Below are 21,334 nucleotides of genomic sequence, written 5' to 3' on the forward strand. Positions count from 1 at the left end.
CTAATGTGCCACTAAGTGACAGTAGTCACTTAGTGACTTCAGGAGGGAGATGGTCATGCCGACATCGTCGGACGCACGCACCTTGGCGGATGCTCATCCGGGGTGGCCGGAGATTGCGGCTGCCGCGGTGACGTACGCGGGGCTGTTGTTCCTGCTTCCGCCGGTGTTGACCGATCTGGCCGCCGGGGACGCGGCCCTCCGGGGCCAGCTGTTGGCGGCGCTGTCGGGGCTTCTCGGTTTCGCGGCCTTCGGTGCGGCGTTCGTGATCCGGCGTCGCAGGTGGGGAGCGTTCGGGGTGCGCCGCGTCTCCTGGCGTTGGCTGCTCGCCGGTCTCGCCTTGGGCGTCGCCGCGGTCGCACTCTCACGACTCGTCGTCATTGTCGTTGTGGCTCTCACAGGTGACGCACTCGTCGATCCACAAGGCTCCTACCAGGACGCCGCCCGCGCCGGTGGGGCATCCCTCGCGCTGCAGCTGGTTCTGCTCGGACTACTCACCGGGGCCGGAGAGGAGTTCGCGTTCCGTGGCGTACTCACCAACGCTCTCACCCGCTATGGCTCCGTCCTGGCGGTCTCCGTCAGCACAGTGATCTTCGCGGTGGCACACGGCATCAACCTGGCGCTCGTCCCTGCACTCATCGTTGGGCTGATCGCGGGCGTGCTCACGGTGCGCTCCCGGTCGATCTGGCCCGGGGTGGTCGTCCACGTCGTGAACAACTCCCTCGGCACGATCGTTTCCCAACTTCTCACCTCCGCCGCCTGATCACCTCCATCACGCACTCCCTCGTGACCGGGCTCGGCCGCTCCGCCCTGTCGGTGCATCGGTCTCGACGAGTACCGACGTGGCGATGAAGGTACGAAGCAGTTGCTGTGCGGCGGGCACGTCGAGGCGTTCAGGTTCGGTCAGCATCGCCAGGTGCAGGCCGTCGATCAGCGCGAGCAGCATCGTCGCCTGCTCGGTCACTACCGCCGGTAGGGAATGACCTTCTTCTCTGAGCAGGAGCAGCCACCGTTCGATGGCGTTGGCCGACGAGCGCCGGCCGTTGACGAGCACGTCGCGCACCCCGTGGGCCGCGTCGGGACCGAACGACAGCCGGTAGTACTCCATCCACCCCTCCAGTGCTGCCATTGGGTCCCGCTTTGACGGGAGGAACTGCTCCAGGCACTCGGCGAGCCGTTGCGCGGCAGGGAGTGACGAGTCGGCGATGTTCCGGTCGCTCATTGAGACAGAGACAAACTCCGCCGTGACCGCGCTGTGCAGGAGCGCCTGGGTGGGGAAGTAGTTGCGCAGCGTCGTCGGACCCACGCCCGCCGCCGCGGCCGCAGATCGTACGGACAGGGCGCCGAGCCCTTTCTCCCTGGCTAGTTCTATCGCGGCCTGGAGGATGCGTTGGCGCGTGCTCTCGCTCATGGCTCAAGAGTATGGCACACCGTACCGCACATCGTGCGGTACGGTGTGCGGTACAGCGTACTTATCGCACCACGGGACAGGGAGTAGACCCATGAATGCCATCACCACAGCAAGTACCCCTCGGGCATCCGACCGCACGACGGCACGCCCAGGCTGGCCGGAGCTCAGCGTGGGCGCGGCCGTCTATGCCCTCACCCTGGCCCTCGGCATCTGGTGGATCGACAGCGTCCCCTCCGAGCTGGGCGAGCTGCGCGGGTGGATCAGCTACTTCGTCTCCGGTGCGACGGGCGTTCTCGCGCTCGTCGCCGCGATCCTGGTCCGGAGGCTGTCCTTGGCTTCCTTCGGTTTCCGCACGACGAGCTGGAAGTGGGTAGCAGTGGCCATCGCGGCCGGCATCGGCGTCTACTGGGTGAATCAGCTCGTCGCTCTGGCCTACATCGCCCTCTTCGGCAACGACACCCCGCAAGCCGATTACCAGGCCGCAGCCAGCGGTAGCCCTCTGTCGCTCGCCGTGACTCTCGTCCTCGGAGCCGGGCTGACGGGGCTCGGCGAGGAGGTGTTCTTCCGAGGCGTCGTCGCCAACGTGCTGTGGCGATACGGCGCCTGGGCCGGCATCTTCCTCAGCGCGATCATCTTCGCCGTCGTGCACGGGTTCAACCTGATCCTGCCGATCGCTCTCGTCGTCGGCATCGTCAACGCCATCCTCTTCCGCCGCAGCGGCTCCATCTGGACGTGCGTCATCGTGCACGTGATGTACAACGGCATCAGCAACGTCGGCTTCCTCCTCGTAGCATGACGGGTAGCCATGGCACCTCGGATCCAGGAACGACGGGGTCAGGTGCCGGCCAACAAGTAGCGGATGGCGGTGTCGAACTGCTCGGTGGAGGGGGCGCTGCCGCCGAGGTAGTGCTCGGCGACCATGCGCCGGCGGTCGACGTTGGGGTCGGTGCGCAGTAGGAGATCGAGGGGTTCGTCGAGGTCGCCGGCGGCGAGGCGATCGGCGGTGATCAAGTAGCCGGCGCCGGCGGTCGGCGGGGGCTCGGGGTTGGTGCGGGACAACGTGACCGCGTACGGCTTCCCGGTGGCGAAGTAGTCGACCAGCAGGCCGCCGACGTCGGTGATCAGGGCGTCGGTGGCGTTGAAGGCCTCGACCAGCGGGTCCCGGCGGCCTTCGGCGGCGAGCCGGTGTCGTCGGCCGGAGGTGGTGCGGTCACGCTGCAGCAGCGCGTCCACCTCGTTGATCAAGGCGCGTTCGTCGGCGTTCTCCCAGCTGAGCGGATGCGGCCGGAAGGCGACGGCGGCGCCGCGCCGGACCAGGGCCCGGGCCAGCGTGCGGCAGGACGGCAGCGAGCTGAGGTCGGTCCGGGTGTTGTAGCCGCGCCAGGTCGGCGCCAGCAGCACGGTCGGCTCGGCCACCTCGCCGATCGGCGTCGCGGCCGGGGTCACGGCGGCGAGTTGCGGCCGGCCGATGATCACGAACTTCTCGTCCGGGATGATCAAGCCGGCCTGGCGGTAGCGGTCCCGGGCGGCCGGCCCGGCGACGAAGATCCGGTCGAACATCGTGTGCGTGGGATGGATCGAGGCTTCCTTGTCGGAATCGCCGTGGCCGAGATAGACGTGCCGCAGCGAGCGGTAGCCGATCAGGTTGGCGTTGCCGCCGACGACGTTGACGTAACAGGCGACCCGCAGCGTGTCCACGATCACCGCGTCGAGGTCGGCGGCGAGCGGGGCGCTGATCACCGGGGCCGAGGTCAGCCGGGCGGCCCAGGCTTGCGCGGCCGGGTGCCGGACCACGACGACGAACCGCTCCCCCAGCCGCTCCAGCAGCGGCAGCCACATCGCCAGCTGATAGGCGCCGCCGGTCTCGCGGCTGGTGTAGATGATCAGTCGCGGCGCGTAGTCGGTCAGCGCCGCAGCGACGGCGGCGCGGTGACCGACAGTGGCGTTGCGGCGCCGCACCATGATCACCAGCAGGCCGGCGAACAGCACCCCGACGATGCCGGTGATGATCATCACCGGCGCAGTCCCGACCGCCGCGGCCAGACCACAGACCAGCACGATCAGGCCGGCGGCGGTCCGGGTGATGGTCCGGGTCACCGGCCGGCCCGGATCGGGGCGACCGGGCAGCGCCACCGTGCTCAGCAGTGGCCGCGACCCGGCGCGGGCCAGCGGTCCGCTGACCGCGACCATGATCACCGCCAACAGGCCGAGGCCGTAGCCGGTGAACACCGGCAGGGCCGGAACGGAGACGACGCCCGGGGCGAAGGCGCGGAGCTGGACGACGATGATCACCAGCAGCCCGGCGGCGACGGCCAGGGCCAGATCCGGCGCGGCCCGGCGGAGCAGGCTAACCATGATCGGAAGTGATCATCGGGACTTGCCCTTCGACAGGCACAGGGAACGGATGATCGGCATGGTCGATCACCGCGCGGGCCCGGTCGAGGAAGCCGTCGGCGTAGCGATCGGCCGGGAAGTCACCGAGGTAGTAGACCCGGGTGGCGGACCGTTCGGGGCTGCGCGGGTCGGCGCCGAGCAGGTCGTCCAGGGCCGGCTCCAGGTTGGCCAGGTCGTCCTCGATCACGTAGGCCGCCCGGGCCGCCGGCGCGTCCCGGAGCAGATCCTCCGGGGTCCGGCCGACCGAGACGATCGCGAACGGTTTGTCGCTGTGCAGGTAGTCCGACACCACCGCCGACACGTCGGAGATCATCGCGTCGGAGGCGTTGAAGCAGTCCTCGACGGTCAGCTCCTGCTCGGCGGCGCTGCCCCACAGATGATCGGCCCCGGGGTCGGCGGCGAGCCGGGCCTGGATCTTCTTGATCAACTCGACGGCCGCCGGATAGCGATAGTTGAACGGATGGGCCCGGAAGATCACCCGGAGCCCACGGCGCAGCAGCGCCTCCACGATCTGCTCCCCCACCGGCAGCGAATAGACCCGGGTGTCGGCGAAGGAACCCTGCCAGGTCGGCGCGTACAGCACCGTCGGCCGGGACCCGGCCGTGGCGGTCAGCTCGGCGATCGAGACCTCGGCGCGCTTGATCAGCTCGACCTGGGGCCGGCCGACGATCCGGAACTTCTCGGCCGGGATCTCCACCCCGTGCCGGGCATACCGGTCGATGCCGGCCTGGCCGGCGGCGAAGATCAGGTCATAGATCGCGTGCACCGGGTTGTAGCAGGCCGGCTTCTCCGAATCGCCGTGATTGAGCCAGACGTGGGTCAGCTCGCGCCGCTCGATGAAGTGGGTGTTCTTGACCGCGTTGTTGACGTAGAAACAGGTGGTCAACGACGGCACGATCACCTCCTCCAGACTGCCCAGTGTCTGCCGGTAGATCACCGGCGCCGACGCGATCGCGGCGATCTCCCGCTGCATCTTCAGATCGCGGGTGATGATCACGTACGGCACCCCGAGCCGGTCGAAGTACGGCAGCCACATCCCCAGCTGGTAGCGGCCACCGACCGGCGAGGCGAAGTAGGCCGCGAACCGGGGCGCGAGGTCGGCGACCACCTGGGGCAGGTGTTCCTCGGCCGACACCACCCGGTGCACCCGGATCGCGGTCAAGATCAGCCCGCCGAGCGTGATCACCAGCAACGCCACCGCCGCGACCAGGGTCAGCCAGCCGCCGACCGGGGTCCACCAGGTCAGCCAGCCGAGCGTGATCACGACCAACGAGCCGGGCCAGGTCAGCTGCCAGACCAGCGGCCGGGCCACCTCGGCCCGCAGCGCGGGCAGATTGGCCACCTCAACCCCCTGCCGGCCCCAGCCCCGCTTGATCGCGGCCTCGGCGGCGATGCACAGCGTGATCGCGATCAGGGTCAGCACGGTGGTCGGTCCGGGACCGACGACCACGGCCAGGCCGACGGCCAACAGCAGCCGGGCCGGCGCGGCGAAGGTGAGCAGCGAATCCCAGCGCGCAGGATCGGGCAGCCTGGTGCGCCGCAACCAGCCGATCAGCACCAGCGCGGCCAGCGCCGGCAGCACCGACACCAGGGCGGGCGCATCGAGCAGGTCGGCGGCCAACGCCAGCGCGGCCAGTCCACCGGCCACGGCACCGCCGGCGAGCGACGACACCTGCCGCTTCAGGTTGGCCCGGCGGCTCGGCCGGGACGGTTCGTCCGGCTCGGCCAGGCCGCGGCCGGCGTGGGCCGACGTCTCCGCGCTGCTCACCTCGCGGACCGCGTCGACGAAGGCGTCGGCATATCGCTCGGTGGGGAAGTCGCCGAGGTAGTCGGCGCGGATCTCGGCCCGGACCGCCGCGTGCGGGTCGGCGCCGAGCAGATCGTCCAGGACCAGGTCGAGGTTGGCCAGGTCGCCGTCGAGCACGTAGGCACCGCGGGCGATCGGATACTGCCGGCGGAAGTCGCCCGGCGGCACCGCGACCATCGCGAACGGCTTCAACGAGTAGAGGTAGTCCGACACGATGGCCGAGACGTCGGCGATCATGGCGCCGGATTCGTTGGTGCAGTCCAGCACCGTGCGCTCGGTCTCGGCCGCCGGGCCCCAGACGTGCTGCCGACCGGTCCGGGCGGCGTCCTCGGCCAGCAACCGCTGGATTCGTTCGAGCTGCGCCGTGTCCTCGGGATAGTGGTACGAGAACGGATGCGGCCGGAAGATGACCGTGCGGCCGCGGGCCAGCAGCGCCTCGATGATCTTCAGGCCGACCGGCAGCGAGGACAGTTGGGTCTCGGTGACGTGACCGCGCCAGGTCGGGGCGTAGAGGACCGGACGGTCGGGATCGAGGGAGGATCGGGCCTGCCCTTCGAAGCGGCTGGGCGCTGTCGGGCTTACCTCGACGGCCTCGACCTGGGGGCGGCCGACGACCCGGAACCGGTCGGCCGGGATCCGGACGCCGTGGTCGGCGTAGCGCCGGGTCGCGGCCGGGCCGGCGGCGAAGATCAGGTCGTACATCGCGTGGGTCGGGTTGTACGAGGGCGGCTTGTCCGAGTCGCCGTGGCCCAGATAGACGTGATCAAGATGCCCGTAGCGGATGAAGGCGCCGTTGCCCGACGACGCGTTGACGTAGAACGCGGCCTGCAGCGACGGCGCGACGACATCGTCCAGCCCGCCCATGGTGCGCCGGACCACGATCGGCACGTCGGTCAGCTCGGCCAGCATCCGGGCCGGCAGTTCGTCCCGGGCGACGATCAGGAACGGCAGCCCGGCTCGTTTCAGGTACGGCAGCCACATCGTCACCTGGTAGGACGCGTCGTCCGGCCGCCCGGTGTAGATCAGGAACCGTGGGGCGTAGGCCGCGACGGCGTCGGCCAGGTCCCGCTCGATCGCCTGGTGCCGCTTGATCCGCCGGCCGATCCACAGCAGGTAGCCGGCCAGCACCGCTGCCGGCAGCAACGACGCCAGCACCCAGAGCCAGGGGCCGATCATGATCAGTTCGGACCGGCCGAGCCAGCCCAACCCGGCGCCGACGATCGTCGCGGCCAAGCTGGCCCACAGCACCAGCAGCGGCAGCGACCGGTTGACCGGCGGCAGCGGGGTGATGCCCGGCAGGTTGTGCACGAAGACGAAGCGGGACGCCGCGCCCCGGGCCACCGCCGGCTCCAGGATCAGGCCGGCGATGATGATCAACATGGCCAGCGACGAGCCGAGCGCCGCGGCCGGTCCGCCCATCCCCTCAGACGCCGTGGGTTGCAGCACCGCCACCGTCGCGACCAGCGCGACCCGGGGCAGTTGCCGACTGCCGACCGGGGTCAGCTCCTCCCGCCGGTACGCCAGCTGCTGCTCCACCCCGATCGTCACCGCAGCGACGATGATCACCGCAGCGGCGAGACCGGCCCCGGCGGAGCCCGGCAGCCAGCCGGACCGCACCAACCAGGCGAGCAACAGCGGCAGCGCGGCGAGCAGCGGATCCTCGATGCTCCAGCGCACCTGCTCGGTCGTCCGGTTCACCGAATCACCTTCCTGCCACCACGTCGGCCGAGAAGTTGGCGTCGACCACCCGCCGGCCGGCGGAGCCGTCGTGCAGCCCGTTGTACTCGGCGTTGAACCGCGCGATGTCGGACCGGTACTCCTTCTCCACCACCTCCAGCCGGAGCAGCCAGTCGACCAGCTCCGGCAGTTCCCGCACCTGCGGCCCGGGCGCCGTCGGACCCCAGTCGTACAAGGCCGACCGGGCGCCCAGGTAGTCGTCCAGGTCGGGCACGAAGAAGATCATCGGCTTGCCGGTCAGCGCCCAGTCGAAGCGTAGCGACGAGTAGTCCAGGATCGCCACGTCGGCGGCCAGGGTCAGGTCGTTGATCTCCGGATAGCGGGTCACGTCCAGCACCGTCGCGGCCAGGTGTTCCAGATCGCCGTGGCGCAGGTTGTAGTTGTGGCCGCGGAGCAAGATCACGTAATCGTCGCCCAGCTCCTCGGCCAGCCGCTCGATGTCGAGCGCATCGAAGAACCGGGCCGTCCAGGCGCCGGTCGCGCTGGTGTCCCGCCAGGTCGGCGCGTACAAGATCACCTTCTTGGCCGGGTCGACGCCGAGCCGGCCCAGCACCCGGGCCCGCTCCCCCGGATCCGGGTCGATCAGCGCGTCGCTCCGCGGATACCCGGTGACCAGGATCTCGCCTTCATAGCGGTATTCCCGCCGGTACAGCTCGGCACAGAACTCCGACGGCACCAGGATCGAGGTCCAGGCAGCGTTGCGGCGCTCGCACTCGACGTCGATCAGATCCTCCGGGAAGCCCTTGGCCCGCCAGAACGAGATCCCCATCGACTTGAACGGGTAGCCGTGGAAGGTCTGCAGGAACCGCTGGAACGGCCGCCGGCGGAAGAACCGGTCGAAGTCGATGTTGTTGCACAGATGCCGGGACCGGGCGATCGCCTCGTACCAGTCGGCGCTGCCGATGATCACCGGTCGGCCGCCCTCCGGCAGCTCGACCGACAGGTCGGACACGCCCCAGACCAGATCCAGCTCGGTCCCCCGCCGGCGCAGTTCCTGATGGATGGCGAGCTGGCTGTCGGTGGCGAACTCGCCCCGGTAGCACTGGAAGAACACCTGCTCCAGCGGCTCCTCCGACCACTCCCGCGCGGCCAGCCGCCGCTGGGCGACCCGGCCCAGTTCGCGCTCCGCCAGCGGGGCCCGCAGACCGATGGTCAGCACCGGCGACCCGACCCGCCGCGCCACGGTGACCCGGTGCCGCTCGGTCACCAGCTCGTACGGCAGCTCGGGCAGCCAGGCCAGGTCGTACAGGCAGTTGACGGTCGAGTCCGCACCGTCCTCGTCGAGCTGCCAGGGCAGCCGGATGCCGTAGCTGCCGGCCGGCAGCGGATACGCCGTCGGGCTCCCCCAGCTCGACGCCGCCGACTCGAACACCAGCCGGTGCCGGCCCGTGCCGAGATCCTCGACCGACGACGTGGTGACGTTGGCCTTCGCCGCATGCAGATAGGCCCGGGCCAGCACCGACGGATCGGCGCCGCTGAGCGTGACGTCGACCAGCAGCCGGTTGCCGTCCGCGGCCACGGCGTGGGCCCGCAGCACCACCGGCGCGGTGCTCAGCGTGACGTAGCCGCGCGGTGTCCGCGTCCACCGGGAGGACCCGGGGCCGAAGCCGCCGAGCTCGGTCCCGACCTCAGCCTCCGCCGGCCAGGACAGACGCCGCTCGGTCCGGCTCGCGTCGCGGACCCGCACCTCCCAGCTACTGCTCGGCGGCAACGTTTCCGGCAGCTCGACCGAGAACCCGTAGTCGCCGTCCGGACGCGGCTCCAGCTTCGCCAGCACGACCTGTTGCGCGTTCCGGGTGAGCACGAGCTCGCGCGCCGGCCGGCCCGGCCGCAGCAGTCGCACCTGGCCGGTCAGTCGGCGCCCGGTGGCGGCCAGCCGCACCGCCCGCCACCGATCGGGCCGGATGTGCAAGACGAAGCCGGCCTTCGGGTCGCAGACCGGGACGATCCGGTACGTCACGTCGCCGGACGCCAGCTCCCGGGCCGCGTTCATCTTGCCCTGGCCGATCCGGATCAGGCCGTGCACCGCGCCTTCGCGGGCGACACCGCGGCTGCTGGTCCGGATCCGCAACTGCCACCGGGTCTCCGCGGGATCCCGGTCGGTGACCAGAGCGTCGACGTCGATCACCGTCGTGAAGCCGGCGGAGTCGTAGCGCTGGTTGGGATGGTTCGCCCACCGGGTGATGTAGTCGCGGCTGAACCGGCCGACCTCGAGCGGGACCCGGTGGCCGCTGGTCAGATCCTTCAGGTAGGCGGTGATCTCCTCGTCGTGCTCGGTCAGGTCGACGCCGCGGGCGAAGGCCCAGCCCTCGATCCGGAGGCGGCCGTCGGGCAGCCAGTCGGTCCGCGCGATGCAGGCCGACAGGGCGCTCTGATGATCACTGAGCCGGTACAGCTCGTCCGGCAGGTCCAGCTCCGCGGCGATCGCCAGCTCGGCCAGCACCAGGCCGTCGACGACCGTCGTCTGCGGCAGCGCACCGTTCAGCCGGAAGAACTCGATCACCCGGCCGGCGTCGACCCAGCGGCCCTCCGCGGCCAGATGCACCCGCAGCTTGCGTTCGACCCGGACCTGCGACCAGGCCGCGTCTCCGGCGCGAGCCAGGAAGCGCTGGCAGGCCCGCTGCAGCACCGCCCGGTACTCCTCGTCGGCGGTGACCCCGTACTCGACGAACAGCGACAGGTCGAGGTCCAGCACCCGGCCCAGCCAGGCGGCGGCGACCCGGGGCGACGCCTCGGCCGTCACGACCTCCCAGGCCTGGTCCTTGACCGAGACCCGGTCCCGCAGGTTGGCGGTCTGGTGCTTCTGCTGGCCGATCGAGGTCTGGTCCTCCCTGATCCGCCAGTTGTAGGTGGTGCTGCTGAGCAGGTCGAACGAGGTGGCCCGCAGGTAGGCGGTGACCATCGGCACGTGATCTTCGTACGCGATGCCCTCCGGGAACGGCCCGACCCTGGCGTTCCAGAAGTCGCGCCGGAACATCCGGTTGCAGGCGATCACGTCCTGCATCGCGTCCGGGAACTCGTCGATCGTGATCTTCAGCCGCTCCTCGCGGTGCGCGTTGTCCACCCAGGCCGGCGTGGACGACCTGCCGTGGCTGAACCGGCGGACCGAGCCGACCACGAACTCGGAGCCGGTCCGGCGCAACGTGTCCACCATCCGTTGGTACGCCCGCTGCGGGATCGTGTCGTCGGAGTCGAGGAAGGTGATCAGCGGCGAGGTCGCGGCGGCGATGCCGACATTGCGGGCCGCGCCCAGGCCGGCGTTGGCCTGCCGGATCACCCTGATCCGCCGGTCCTTCGCGGCGTACGCGGCGATCACCGCGGCCGAGCCGTCGGTCGAACCGTCGTCGACGATGATGATCTCCAGCCGCTTCAGCGTCTGGCGCAGCAGGCTGTTCAGGCAGGCACCGAGGTAGTCCTCGACGTTGTAGACCGGGACGATCACGCTCAACTCGGGCCCCGGCAGCCGCCGCCACAGCATCGGCCCGATCGGGCTCTCCTTGACCGCTCGGACCAGGCGGTTCGGAAGCCGCCGGGCGATCCGGCTGAAAAGCTTGCGTGCCTGCACTCTGCTCCTGTTCAGTCTCCGCGAGGTCCATTCACGCGTGCCATGACGACGCGTCAGTGTAAGTGACACCGCATCCTCAGGACGAGTGGCCCACGCCGACCCTGGTCACCGGGGGTCACCAGTCCGCGGTCGCCGCGTCACTCAGGAATTCGCCGTCCCGGTCGAAGTCGACGCTGAACCCGGACGCGAACGCCTTGCCGTCCCAGCCCTGCTCCGGCTGCGCGATGTCCGGGTCGCACCAGACCAGGCGCACCCGGTGCCCCATCGCGAACGCCATCATGTATTCGTTCCGCGCAGTGTAGGACTCCGACGAGATCATGATCACCCGCTTGGGCTCGGCGCAGAAGATCAAACTGAACAGCGCACTGCCGGCGAAGCCGGCGATCAGCTCGGCCGAGTCGAAGATCATCGCCTGCTCGGCCACGTCGTAGTCCTCCGGATAGAGGACGGTGAAGCCGTGTCGGACGAAGAATTCCTCCACCTCGGACAGGTTGTGACAGGCCCGCTTGTAGTTGGACCGGCGGGAGATGAAGACCTTGGCCGGCCACTCCCGCTGCTGGGCCCGCGCGATCAGGTGCGCCCCGGCCCGGCGCCACACCGCGGGCAGCTCCGGGTGGACGTAGGTCGGGTTGACCAGCATCGGCGTGGCCGACAGCAGCCGTTCCACCCGGAGCACGCCCTTCGGTGACACGAAGTCCTCCGGGGGGATGCCGACCGCGCCGAGCACGTCCCGCTCGAACGGGGCCAGCTCGTTGTGCCCGCCGGGCAGGGGCAGCAGCGCCTTGAGGTCCGGATACCGCTGCTTGGCGATCGACCAGGCCCACAGCCGGGACAGCTGCTCGGTCATGATGTGGCCGAAGTGCCGCGGCCATTCCGAGGACAGATAGAAGTAGCTGCCGGAGAGCTCCTTGGCATCGGTCAGCTTGCGCGGATAGCGGGCGAACAGCGGGTGCAGGTCGTCCAGGAACCGGCTCTTCAACCGCGGATGGGTGAAATGGCGGAACGTGTCCGGCAGCACCAGCTCCTGCGACAGCAGCACCTGATGGGGGCCGGCCAGCACGTCGTCGTACTCGCGCAGCTGGACCTCGGGCACCTGGTATTCGGTGGCGAACCGGAGGTCGTGGCGATCATGGTTGCAGCGCAGGTCCCCGACCCGGGCGAAGGACCGGGCCGGCAGCCGGGTCAGCACCCGGCCGAGCTCCGGCCGGGCCTCGAACACCCGGCCGATCTCCCACTCGCGCAGCTTCGGCAGGGCCGGGCCGGTGCTGGTGATGATCAACAACTCGTCGTCGTAACCGATCCGACGGACCGACTCGGCGATCGCCTGCTCGTCCTTGGCCGGGCTGGGCACCAGGCCGTCGATGTCGGCGTACCGGCCGCGGGCCTGATCATCGACCACCCGGCTCAGGAAGGTCCAGACCGACGGGGCCTTCGTCCGGTCCGCGGCGCCCGCCAGGCCGGCGGTGACGCTGCGGACGATGTAGCGGCCGCGGGCCGCCAGATGGAACCAGACCCGGCGGAACCGGCGGAGCCGTTCGGCCGGCGGATCGAGGGTGGCGTCCATGATCAACTGGTACGGCCCGAGCGCGGTCAGCTCGGCGTGCACCACGGAGTCGTCGGCACCGACGACCAGCCGCAGCCGGTCGTCCGGCCGGCCGTCGTGATCTTGGTCCGCCGGCGCGACCTGGACGACGGTGGCCGCCGGCCAGGCCTGCCGTGCCAGCCGGCCGAACGCGGCCGAGTCACGGTCGGTGAACACCACGACCCGCTTCGGCTTGGCCTTGGCCAGCGCGCTCTCGGCCTGCTTGAGGAAACGTCGGGTCTGCTGGTCGGGCTGCCAGCCGAGTTCCACGGCCCGGGTGACCCAATCGGTCGTCGCCGCACCGTTGCCGGCCGGCGCCGGCTTGCCGCCGCGGGCGGAACGATAGGCGTCCTTGAGCCAGTCGGGGGCGTACCGGCGACCGAGTCGCTTCAGCCGGGCCCCGCGGCGCGGCTGATCGGATTGACGTGACCTTTCCACCGGACTCCTCATCCGTAACGGACTATTCATGACCAATTGGGGCCTTCCGTGTCCCATTAATGCCCTTCGCGGCACTCCGACCCCGACGACAACAGTAAGGTGAGAGTGATGTCTCGCTCCGTCTCGGTTGTGGTGTATGCGGACCGCCCACCTCAGGAGTTGTCCGCCACCCTGGCGTCCATTGACGCCCAGACGCTGCCGGCCGCCCAGATCCAAGTGATCCTGGCCACCGGCAGCGGCGAATTGGCGCGCCGTCTCGACCGGTACGCCCAGAACCGGCCCAACGTGGTCATCCATCACAACGAGGGCCCACCGGAGGCGTCGAAGCACGGCGCCGCGGCGCTGGCGTCCGGTGACTGGACCCTGGTGCTCGGGCCGAGCGTGATGGAGCGCCGGGCCCGCGTCCTGCCCGAGGCGTTGGAGCGGTTGACCCGGTATGCCGAAGAGCATGATCTGGACCGGCTGACCGGCCGGGTGACCTATCGCAGCGCGGCCGGGATCCTCGACGGCCTGTTCATCGACAACGCGGTCTGGACCGGTGACGCGCCGGACCGGCCGGAACCGTTCGTGCTGTACCGCACGGCGGTGCTGACCGATCCGCGGCGGCACACCCGCCGCGGCGGTGTGCTGGCCGACTACCCGAGCCTCTATCTGGATCCGCATCTGTCCAACACTCCGCCGATCACCCGCTCCGGGGTGGCCGCGGAATGGGTCGACGGGCGGTTGCGGGTCGAGGTGACGCTGCGGACCGACTCGGCGCTGACGAGCGGCCGCCGGCTGCATGATCAACAGTTGTGGTTCGCCGTGCATCATCCGGCGACCGGGCTGGACTTCTGGCTGCCCACGGACGCGCCGACGCCGGTCGATCCGACGGCCGAGGTCCGAGTGGCGCGGACCGAGCTCGATCCGCTGCACGCCGCCCTGGGTGGCCCGTTGGCCGACGGGGTCTGGGAGCTCTGGATCTCGGTGATCGGCCCCGATCACACCGGCTGCCGACTGCGGATCCCCGCCGCGGCGGCCCCCTCGGCCGTGCTCGACGGCACCCTGGTCGCCGTGGCCCGGCACGCCGACGGCCTGGCCGTCGACATCGGCGCCACCCGGTATCCGGTGGTCGGCGCGCTGCCGGCTGACGGGGCCGAGGTGACGGAAAGCCGGCGCGGATCGCTCGCGACCTTGATGGTGCCCGACCTGCAGGTCACCGGCGAGGCCCGGATCCGGGGCCGGCTGCACGGGCACGATTCGGCGCCGGCGACCCTGGTCTGCGCCGAAGGTCAGGCCCGGATCGAGTGCTTCCTGTCCGGGCTGGCCGGCACCCAGCCGTTGTCGGCCGCGTTCGGCGGTGCCCGACCGGCCGAGACCGGGCTGACCCTGCGGATCGAGCCGTCCGGGTCGATGGTGATCATTCCGACTCCGCCGGTACGCCGACCGCGGCCGGTCACCGTGCCGGCGCCGGAGCCGTCCCGATCGCAGACCCGGAGTCGGCCGAAGCCGCCGCCGACCGTGCTGACCAAACTGCGCCACCGGATCCCCGGCTTCCTCGAGCCGACCGCCCGGCGCCTCTCGCACAACCCGGCCGCCCGTGCCTTCTACCGCAGGGTCAACCGGTCACTCCGCGGCCGGATCTGACCGCAGCCGGCTCACTGGTCGTACCAGACGACGTCGTCGCCGAACGGGTTGCTGTAGCTGAACGCCAGCGGGCTGCCGGTGTCGCGGATCCGGTAGGTCAGGTCGCCGTCGGCGCACTCGCCCTCGGGCAGGGTCGTGGCGACGAGTTGCGGCCCGCCGCCGTCGGTCCGCTCCCCCGCCATCCCGTCCTGGGAATGCAGCGCGAAGTTGGCCGGGCCGACCGCGCGCTGGACCGCGGGGTCGGTGCCGCGGGCGGCGTTGAGGTCGCCGCCGGCGCAGATCCGGACCGACGTGCTGACGATGAGGTCCTGGCCGTCGGCGCGGGTTTCGATCCCGCTGGCGGTGAGTGCGGTCCCGCTGGCCAGTTCCACCGTCTGCCCCTCGGCGACGCGGGCGGTGACCGGCCGCGCGCGGGTGGCGCTCTGCACGATCCCGATGCTGATCACTGCGCTGAAGGCGACCGCGGCGATGATGGCCCCGATCACGTACCGACGCTTGGTCGACGTGGTCCGGCGCTGTTCCGGGGTCGGCTCCGACTGCTCGGGCTGTTCGGTGAGCCTGATCCGCGGCACGCCGGCGAGCCGTCGATCCAGCAGCTCCTTGAGCTTGCCGCCGCGACGCAGCTGCCCGGTGTCGACGTCGACGCCGCGGCCCGAGGCGTCGAAGATCGCCAGGTTGGTCGGGCTGTGTTCGATGATCACGGCGACTGCGTCGAGATCGATCACGTTGCGCTCGGCCGGCTCGCCCAGCGTCTCGGCCGGGACGTCGGTCAGCAGGGTGCGATCGCCCAGCCGGACGGTGCTCGGCCCGCCGCTGAGCGCGGAGTGGGCGAGCCAGGAGCTGAACTTCTGCCCCCGCTCCTCCGGCAGCTCGGGCATCAGCTCCGGGTAGCCGGGCAGCACGGACACGCTGCGGTCGTCCGGGCCCAGCAGCGACGTGATGTGCACCGTGTTCAGCGCGGCCCCGAGCGCGTTGCGGACCCCGGGGACGGTCAGCGCCTCGTCGTCCTCGGGGAGCCCGAGGACCCGACGGTTCCGGGCCCACTGGCTCTCGGACAACTGCTCGACCTCGAGGATCACGGCAGTCAACCGGGCATCGGCGATCGGCGCGGCCAGGGTGCGGGCGATCGCCCGGTCCCGATGCTGCGGAGCCGGTACGCCCTCGCAGGCGACGGTGATCCACCGGTCGGCCCCGAACTCGTGGATCACGCAACCGGTGCCCGGGTCGGTGCCGCCGACCGAGGTCAGCGCCTCGGCGAAATGCGTCCGCAGCGCCAGCCCGGCCGCGAGCCCGGTGCGAGTCCGCGGCACCACCGCGGTGAACTGGACCGGCCCGAGCGGAGCGCCCAGGCTGCCCGGCGTGGCCGCTCCCCGAGCCCGGCCCGGGGCCGGGATCGACTGCTGCCGCGGGTCGTCCGGCGGAGCGGCGAACGCCTCGACGCCGACCAGCGACTCGTCGGTCGTGAAGAACGCACTCCGGACCCGACCGGCGGACGGATCGAGGTGCCGGCGCAGCCGGTCGACCTTCTCGGCGGCGACCACGATCGGCGGCAGGTCGAGCAGGGACACCGTGAAGGAGTTCATGCCGCTGCGGAAGGCGGCGTCCCGGGTCCAGCCGAACGTGTCCACCGGATGCGGATCGGCGAGATCGGCCGGCACCGTGCCCTGGAAGTAGCCGGCCAACCGACGCCAGGTGGAGACGGCCACGTCGGGCCGGCCGCGCACGGCGAAGGTCAGGGTGTCCTGGCTGATCTCGACCATGCCTTCCGGCACCGAGACACCGCCGCCGGCCAGCTCGGTCGGCCGGCCGAGCTCGGCCCGGATCTGGCCGCCGACCAGTTGCAGCGTGCCGTAGTCGGCCACGGGCTCGTCCAGCATCCCGTACGCGAGCGTCGCCCCCAGCACGACCTCCGTGGCGTCCTCCGCCCGGTCGATCAGCTGCCAGTCGTACCCACCACGCTCGCTCCATCGAAACACCGCGCCAGGATAGGGGCTCCCGGGACTTGCCACGATCAGGCGTCGACCGTGTCCAGCCGCACCCCGAAGACCCGCGCCGCCTCCGCCACGAATTCCGCGCCCGCCCGCGCCGGCAACCGGGCCTCCCACCATGCCTGCTCTGGGCGCACCAACGGACCGTCGGTGATGATGACCTAGAAGGTCGGGCCCGGCGGCGGGGCGTCGGCCACCGGCCCCGCGCCGACCAGCACCACACTCAACCCTTCGGCCCGCAACACCCAGGGGTCGAGGTGGGTGTCGGCCCGGACCACCAGCTCTGTGCCGTCGTCGAACCTGATCACGGGATCCCGCAGGTCTTCGCCGATCCTGATCTCGACGATCGACCTCCCCCTGAGCGCCGCGATCACGACCTCGAACTCCTCGTCCTCCCACCCGGCGAGCCGGGCGTCCCCGCGGTTCAGTGACCAGTCACAGTTGATCGCCAGGCTCCAGTCCTGGCCGAAGACATTGAAGAACGGGCTGGTGATCGCGTACTCGATCACCCGTAGCGGCAGCACCTGCGCCACCTCGTCGCTGATCATGAGGTCGAGATATTGGTCGGTGGCCGAGCCGATGCCCCGACAAGATCGAACTCCGACTCCCAATCGGCCAACCGGGCTCGAATCTCTGAATCGGTAGCGCCGGTGAAGTCGGGTGGCGGTTCGTCGCCTCCGGGGATGTCGCCGACATAGAATTCCGCACCCGTGCCGACCACCCGCAGCCGCACACCGGGCGTCGTTTCCGCTACCAGCTCCAACTGGCCTGCAGCCACCCTCGGGACCCACACCCCGTGACGACTCGCCAGGTCCGGCTGTGCCGTGGCTCGGCTTCCCAACTGAAGGCCGTGACGCCGTTGACCGCGATCACCGCCGTGTTGGCTTCCGCGATCTGCAGCGCTCCGCGACAGTCGAACAGCAGCCAGAGCTCGGAGGTCGTGGCATCCAGCCGCACGTCCAACAGCGCGGCCTCCGCCAGCTCTCCGGCCCAGGCCCGAAGCAACAGCAACTCCTCGTCGGTGGCGCCGACCAGTGGCAGGTCGGGGTCGAGCGGGCACCCGAACTCTCCGCCGCTGGTAGAAGATCAGACCGGCGACCTCCTCTGAGCCGCCGAGCATGATCGTCAGCTGCTCTCGGGCCGGTGTACTGCCGGTCACCCTCCAACGGCCTTCACGATGTCCTTCGGCCTGACGCTGAGCCGCGGCTGGCCGCCGAACTCGGTGTAACCGAGCAGCACCGCCTCAACCTCGGACCCGATCCTCGGGAAGTCCGGGCTCGCCACCGAATCATCGGCGATCATGGTGATGACCACAACACCTTCCTGATCCTCGCCAAAGTCGATCATGAACCCGTAGTTCTCATGCCTGGTGACTCTCCCGCGGACCAGCCGGGACGGCTCTTCACCGCTGATCACCACGCAGCCGCTCCCCTGCCGGCGATGCCTTGCCAGCACGTCATGGCAGATACCTGTCGAACACGGCCAGCGCCCGCGAATCGCCCTCACCGAGATCGGCGATGTGCCGGACCTCCCGAACGAACTCCGGATACCCCCACAACGCGGAGACGGGAAAGTTCCACAGCTCCTCGTCCGCGATCCGATTGCCGGCGGCCAAGGAGAACATCCATCCCTTGGGCACCTCCCGCGCCACCACGTCGAAGAAGGCAGCAGGGACGAAGACCGGGTCCCCTTCATCGTCCCGCACCAGGAACAGCAGCCGTCCCTCAGAGATCATCATGCCGCCGACCAGGTAGGTCCGGCCGACGGTGATCGGATAATCCCCGGAGAACTGGTCGATCCGGTTTCGCTGATGCTTGGGCAGAGCCATTGGATGGCGCATCCTGCAGACGGCCTCCATGCCCAGCACCCTAGCCGGTTCCTCCATCAAGTTCTACGCCAAGGTCATCTAGATAGCCCTTGGACTCGACGAGCCGCCAGTCGTAGTCGTCAAAGCCCTCCGGTGGAATGATTCTGCGCACGCTATACCGTCCTTATGTGCCCGAGCTGTTCGGCGAATTGATCAGGCGTGAGATCTTCCGCGGAGTCCACTCGTCCCTAATGGAAGGTTCTAGCCGATGCCCTGCTCTGTACGAACCTCAGTCGCTATTCGTAGGACCGGGCGGCGAGCAGAATCATCGCAATCAGACTCCAGGTTGGATGATCCGGCACCTCCTCCCCCAACCCTTGAAAGTAGCCGTCCATATCTTCGATCCATCCCGACATTCCATCGAGGTACGAGCGAAGGGTGGTATTCTCCCAGGCTTCATCCGTGCCCTCAGACGCCTGGGCAAGCCCTTGAACAAACTGAGCCAACTCAAGTCGCGTCGTAGGCAAACTCTGCGGATCCATTCTCAGCCTCCCCTGATTCTGATCGAAGTTCCTTCGTTCTTTGTCGTGAATTTGAACGCGTCACGCGCAACCTCTTGCGGTGTTGCCATGCGGGCAGGCACGTTCATATCAGCCTGCTGGAACGCTGCCAGTCGCCGGTTGTCAAGGGTGTAAAGCACTCCATCGCGGTCAACGACACGGATGGGCTGCACGTCCTCGGGCCTGATCGAACCGTTGCGGAGACCCTCAGCAAGATCATCGACTGATCGCCCATCCTTGAACGTCGCCTTGATGTTGTCCTGACTGAAGCGAACCTGATGCGGATCGATTCGGCCCGCAGGTCACGCCAGGCCGGCCAGGCGTCGAGGGTCCGGCTCCGCAGCGCCGCCTCCAGCCTCGCGCGGAGGAACAGCTCGTCCTGGTACTCATACAGTGCTCCGTCGTAGCCGTCCCGAACCTGGCGGACGAACGTCCGCCAGGCGTCGACGAACTCGAACGGCGACCAGTGCGTACGCCGTCCCGTCGCCCGGACGACCTTCCGGAACGCCGCGGTGAAATCGTGGCCCGGCTCCCGGGACACGATCTCGAAGTTCGGGCCCGGCGGATGAGGTTCAGCGACCAGTCACAGTTGATCGCCAGGCTCCAGTCCTGGCCGAAGACATTGAAGAACGGGCTGGTGATCGCGTACTCGATCACCCGTAGCGGCAGCACCTGCGCCACCTCGTCGCTGATCATGAGGTCGGGAGTCGATCCGGAAGCCTCAACATCTCAGAGATTCTCATCCCGGGTGGCCTCGGCTTCCAGAAGGCCCGTCGTCCCGCAACTCGGCCAGACGTAGGCCGACTGCCAGCGCAGGTCGGGATGAGTCCGGACAAGATCGTGCTGAATCGTGGCCACCGCGGCCTTGATCACCGATGACTCCACGATCCAGAACTTGCCCGCCTCGTCGAGATCATCCCGAATGCACCCGAGCCACACCCGTTCGGACGGAGCAAGATCATCGACGGGAAGGAGCAGGATCGGCTCCACATCGCCCCGGGTGTTGCTGCCCGGTCCGGAGATCTCCGCGATCGCGTCCAGCTGCGACGCTCGCGCTGCCGGGTCGACCTCGACACCAGCCAACTGGGCCAACTGCCGGATCAAGGCCCTGCGCTCGAAGTCGTCGAGCGAAGGCTCCCAGTCGCGGACCACCGACGCCGCCTCGTCCCGCTCCGCCGCAGCGTCGGACACCAGCCGGCCCAACAGCCAGCCCAGGTTCTTCCGCCCGATGCCCATGAGGGAAACGTATCGGTTGAGTATCCGGATGGAGTGCAGTATTTGGATGGCGCGATGCCGAGTGGTCTCCGGATCGAGGCGGACACCGCTTAACTACGGCTCCACACCGCCGACGGGGGTAAACTCACAGTCTCTCAGTTCCTCCGGCCCGCTCGACGGTAACGTCTAGGTCCCAATCGTCGAGGTCAGCAATTCGTGCACTCACCTGGACATCCCCGAATCGGACTATGGCACCGATCAGAAGTCCAGCCGAATCAGAAATCGCTTCGATTGCGCTCGCAACCCTACCGACGACAGCGTGAAGTGGATCCTCCCGATCGACAGGTGTCGGCATCCACAATCCAACCTCTTCTTCCAGTCGGTCCCTTGCGTCGCCGGTAACCTCGGCGTACGGGTCGATCCAGGGCTGGTCGGTGACCACGACCGTGAGGTCAGATTTGGAGTCCATCGTCGTGACGCTGCCGTCACTCCAGTTGAATTGAACGGGGCCGCGCGGAGATTCCACTTGCCCCTGATAGTGGTGTCGAATCTTGATTACCTTGACACAGGTCTTTCCGCTGATTCCCGGCAACTGGATGCTCATCAGTGTGGGAACACCTCCGCGTTCATGAATCTCGTATTGGTCGGTCCCCACGGATACATAGCCCTTGGACCCCGGACCTCAGGCCGCGGCACGAATGAGATCACGCAACATCGCCTTGTTCGATCGGAGGAATTCTGCGGCCGCCTCGAACTGCTCGTGCACCCAGGCAGATCGATGGACACCCTCCGGCTCCAAGACCGTCGGTCCCTCGGCCATGATCCGGCCGTCCGGGTAACAGATGTCACTGGTAATTCGCAGACGTTCGCCCTCGTGTTGACAATCGACGGTGAATTCGATCCCTTCGATCTCATCGGCGAGGTTGTCGGCAGTAGCCGACGCGTAACCCCGGAACGGAAACACCGGTTGCGGCTTCGAGTAACCCGTCCTCCAGCGCAAGTCCGGATTGGCGATCGAAAGTTCCCACGCCACCTCGGACACAGCAGACTCGACGGCCCGCCACGCTTCGGCCCAGAGTTCTTCGTTCATCATTTCTTGATCACCTCCACCACGGCATCCACCGCAACCATTCTTCCATATACCTCCTCGTCAATTCCGAGGTCTTCTGGGACATCTTCGTTGGCACACCTCACAGCCCGTTCCGGT

Annotated in this window: 18 protein-coding genes; 3 read left to right on the plus strand and 15 right to left on the minus strand. The window is 69.1% G+C overall.

The features are described from left to right. Nucleotides 1–49: 49 nt before the first annotated feature. Complete coding sequence (locus tag FNH24_RS20315; protein WP_152364005.1) at nt 50–760, plus strand: CPBP family intramembrane glutamic endopeptidase; 711 nt, start codon at nt 50–52, stop codon at nt 758–760. 9 nt (nt 761–769) lie between these two features. On the opposite strand, the gene FNH24_RS20320 is transcribed toward FNH24_RS20315, so the two are convergent. Continuing rightward, complete coding sequence (locus FNH24_RS20320; protein ID WP_152364006.1) at nt 770–1,408, minus strand: TetR/AcrR family transcriptional regulator; 639 nt, start codon at nt 1,406–1,408, stop codon at nt 770–772. Between the two features lie 91 nt (nt 1,409–1,499). Between FNH24_RS20320 and FNH24_RS20325 the strand changes: the two genes are divergently transcribed. After that, the gene (locus tag FNH24_RS20325; RefSeq protein WP_161606229.1) at nt 1,500–2,204 is read left to right on the plus strand and encodes a CPBP family intramembrane glutamic endopeptidase; all 705 of its coding nucleotides are present in this window, start codon (nt 1,500–1,502) and stop codon (nt 2,202–2,204) included. A gap of 38 nt (nt 2,205–2,242) precedes the next feature. Here the strand turns inward: FNH24_RS20325 and FNH24_RS20330 are convergent, their stop codons facing one another. From FNH24_RS20330 to FNH24_RS20345, 4 genes are all read right to left on the minus strand, one after another. Beyond that, nucleotides 2,243–3,763 (minus strand): CDP-glycerol glycerophosphotransferase family protein, encoded by a 1,521-nt coding sequence (locus tag FNH24_RS20330; RefSeq protein ID WP_152364008.1) that lies wholly within the window; start codon nt 3,761–3,763, stop codon nt 2,243–2,245. Then, nucleotides 3,756–7,307, minus strand: a complete 3,552-nt coding sequence (locus FNH24_RS20335; RefSeq protein ID WP_152364009.1) for a CDP-glycerol glycerophosphotransferase family protein — start codon at nt 7,305–7,307, stop codon at nt 3,756–3,758. The genes FNH24_RS20330 and FNH24_RS20335 overlap by 8 nt, the downstream gene beginning before the upstream one ends. Nucleotides 7,308–7,311: 4 nt before the next feature. After that, entirely contained in the window at nt 7,312–10,911 is a 3,600-nt protein-coding gene (locus tag FNH24_RS20340) for a bifunctional glycosyltransferase/CDP-glycerol:glycerophosphate glycerophosphotransferase (RefSeq protein WP_152364010.1), read from the minus strand. A gap of 115 nt (nt 10,912–11,026) precedes the next feature. Beyond that, the gene (locus tag FNH24_RS20345) at nt 11,027–12,931 is read right to left on the minus strand and encodes a glycosyltransferase family 61 protein (protein WP_152364011.1); all 1,905 of its coding nucleotides are present in this window, start codon (nt 12,929–12,931) and stop codon (nt 11,027–11,029) included. Between the two features lie 108 nt (nt 12,932–13,039). Between FNH24_RS20345 and FNH24_RS20350 the strand changes: the two genes are divergently transcribed. After that, nucleotides 13,040–14,557: a glycosyltransferase family protein gene (locus FNH24_RS20350; RefSeq protein WP_152364012.1), complete on the plus strand. Its 1,518-nt coding sequence runs from the start codon at nt 13,040–13,042 to the stop codon at nt 14,555–14,557. A gap of 11 nt (nt 14,558–14,568) precedes the next feature. On the opposite strand, the gene FNH24_RS20355 is transcribed toward FNH24_RS20350, so the two are convergent. From FNH24_RS20355 to FNH24_RS20395, 10 genes are all read right to left on the minus strand, one after another. After that, the gene (locus FNH24_RS20355; RefSeq protein WP_152364013.1) at nt 14,569–16,533 is read right to left on the minus strand and encodes a hypothetical protein; all 1,965 of its coding nucleotides are present in this window, start codon (nt 16,531–16,533) and stop codon (nt 14,569–14,571) included. 173 nt (nt 16,534–16,706) lie between these two features. Next, complete coding sequence (locus FNH24_RS20360) at nt 16,707–17,093, minus strand: hypothetical protein (protein ID WP_152364014.1); 387 nt, start codon at nt 17,091–17,093, stop codon at nt 16,707–16,709. 202 nt (nt 17,094–17,295) lie between these two features. Next, nucleotides 17,296–17,550 carry a hypothetical protein gene (locus tag FNH24_RS20365; protein WP_152364015.1) on the minus strand — a complete coding sequence of 85 codons (255 nt, stop codon included), beginning with the start codon at nt 17,548–17,550 and terminating at the stop codon, nt 17,296–17,298. Nucleotides 17,551–17,700: 150 nt separating this feature from the next. Next, nucleotides 17,701–17,964: a S1 RNA-binding domain-containing protein gene (locus tag FNH24_RS31550; protein WP_161606230.1), complete on the minus strand. Its 264-nt coding sequence runs from the start codon at nt 17,962–17,964 to the stop codon at nt 17,701–17,703. Nucleotides 17,965–18,001: 37 nt separating this feature from the next. Further along, entirely contained in the window at nt 18,002–18,373 is a 372-nt protein-coding gene (locus FNH24_RS31555) for a hypothetical protein (RefSeq protein ID WP_161606231.1), read from the minus strand. Between the two features lie 275 nt (nt 18,374–18,648). Continuing rightward, nucleotides 18,649–18,894, minus strand: a complete 246-nt coding sequence (locus tag FNH24_RS20375; protein WP_152364017.1) for a DUF7660 family protein — start codon at nt 18,892–18,894, stop codon at nt 18,649–18,651. A gap of 103 nt (nt 18,895–18,997) precedes the next feature. Then, a complete protein-coding gene (locus FNH24_RS20380) occupies nt 18,998–19,453 on the minus strand; it encodes a hypothetical protein (protein WP_152364018.1) in 456 nt (151 codons plus the stop codon). Between the two features lie 188 nt (nt 19,454–19,641). After that, on the minus strand, nt 19,642–20,148 hold the full coding sequence (locus FNH24_RS20385; protein ID WP_152364019.1) for a hypothetical protein: 507 nt from the start codon (nt 20,146–20,148) through the stop codon (nt 19,642–19,644). A gap of 124 nt (nt 20,149–20,272) precedes the next feature. Beyond that, complete coding sequence (locus FNH24_RS20390; protein WP_152364020.1) at nt 20,273–20,731, minus strand: hypothetical protein; 459 nt, start codon at nt 20,729–20,731, stop codon at nt 20,273–20,275. A gap of 78 nt (nt 20,732–20,809) precedes the next feature. After that, complete coding sequence (locus tag FNH24_RS20395) at nt 20,810–21,220, minus strand: hypothetical protein (protein WP_152364021.1); 411 nt, start codon at nt 21,218–21,220, stop codon at nt 20,810–20,812. Nucleotides 21,221–21,334 lie beyond the last annotated feature (114 nt).

This window comes from Microlunatus speluncae (assembly GCF_009299835.1).
Classification (GTDB): domain Bacteria; phylum Actinomycetota; class Actinomycetes; order Propionibacteriales; family Propionibacteriaceae; genus Microlunatus; species Microlunatus speluncae.

Coding starts and splice junctions, on each gene's coding strand:
- FNH24_RS20395 (WP_152364021.1), bottom strand. CDS start 21,220: ATGATGAACGAAGAACTCTGGGCCGAAGCGTGGCGGGCCGTCGAGTCT.
- FNH24_RS20350 (WP_152364012.1), top strand. CDS start 13,040: ATGTCTCGCTCCGTCTCGGTTGTGGTGTATGCGGACCGCCCACCTCAG.
- FNH24_RS31555 (WP_161606231.1), bottom strand. CDS start 18,373: ATGGCTCTGCCCAAGCATCAGCGAAACCGGATCGACCAGTTCTCCGGG.
- FNH24_RS20315 (WP_152364005.1), top strand. CDS start 50: ATGGTCATGCCGACATCGTCGGACGCACGCACCTTGGCGGATGCTCAT.
- FNH24_RS20330 (WP_152364008.1), bottom strand. CDS start 3,763: ATGGTTAGCCTGCTCCGCCGGGCCGCGCCGGATCTGGCCCTGGCCGTC.
- FNH24_RS20325 (WP_161606229.1), top strand. CDS start 1,500: ATGAATGCCATCACCACAGCAAGTACCCCTCGGGCATCCGACCGCACG.
- FNH24_RS20360 (WP_152364014.1), bottom strand. CDS start 17,093: ATGATCAGCGACGAGGTGGCGCAGGTGCTGCCGCTACGGGTGATCGAG.
- FNH24_RS20375 (WP_152364017.1), bottom strand. CDS start 18,894: ATGGATCCGCAGAGTTTGCCTACGACGCGACTTGAGTTGGCTCAGTTT.
- FNH24_RS20385 (WP_152364019.1), bottom strand. CDS start 20,148: ATGGGCATCGGGCGGAAGAACCTGGGCTGGCTGTTGGGCCGGCTGGTG.
- FNH24_RS20320 (WP_152364006.1), bottom strand. CDS start 1,408: ATGAGCGAGAGCACGCGCCAACGCATCCTCCAGGCCGCGATAGAACTA.
- FNH24_RS20390 (WP_152364020.1), bottom strand. CDS start 20,731: ATGAGCATCCAGTTGCCGGGAATCAGCGGAAAGACCTGTGTCAAGGTA.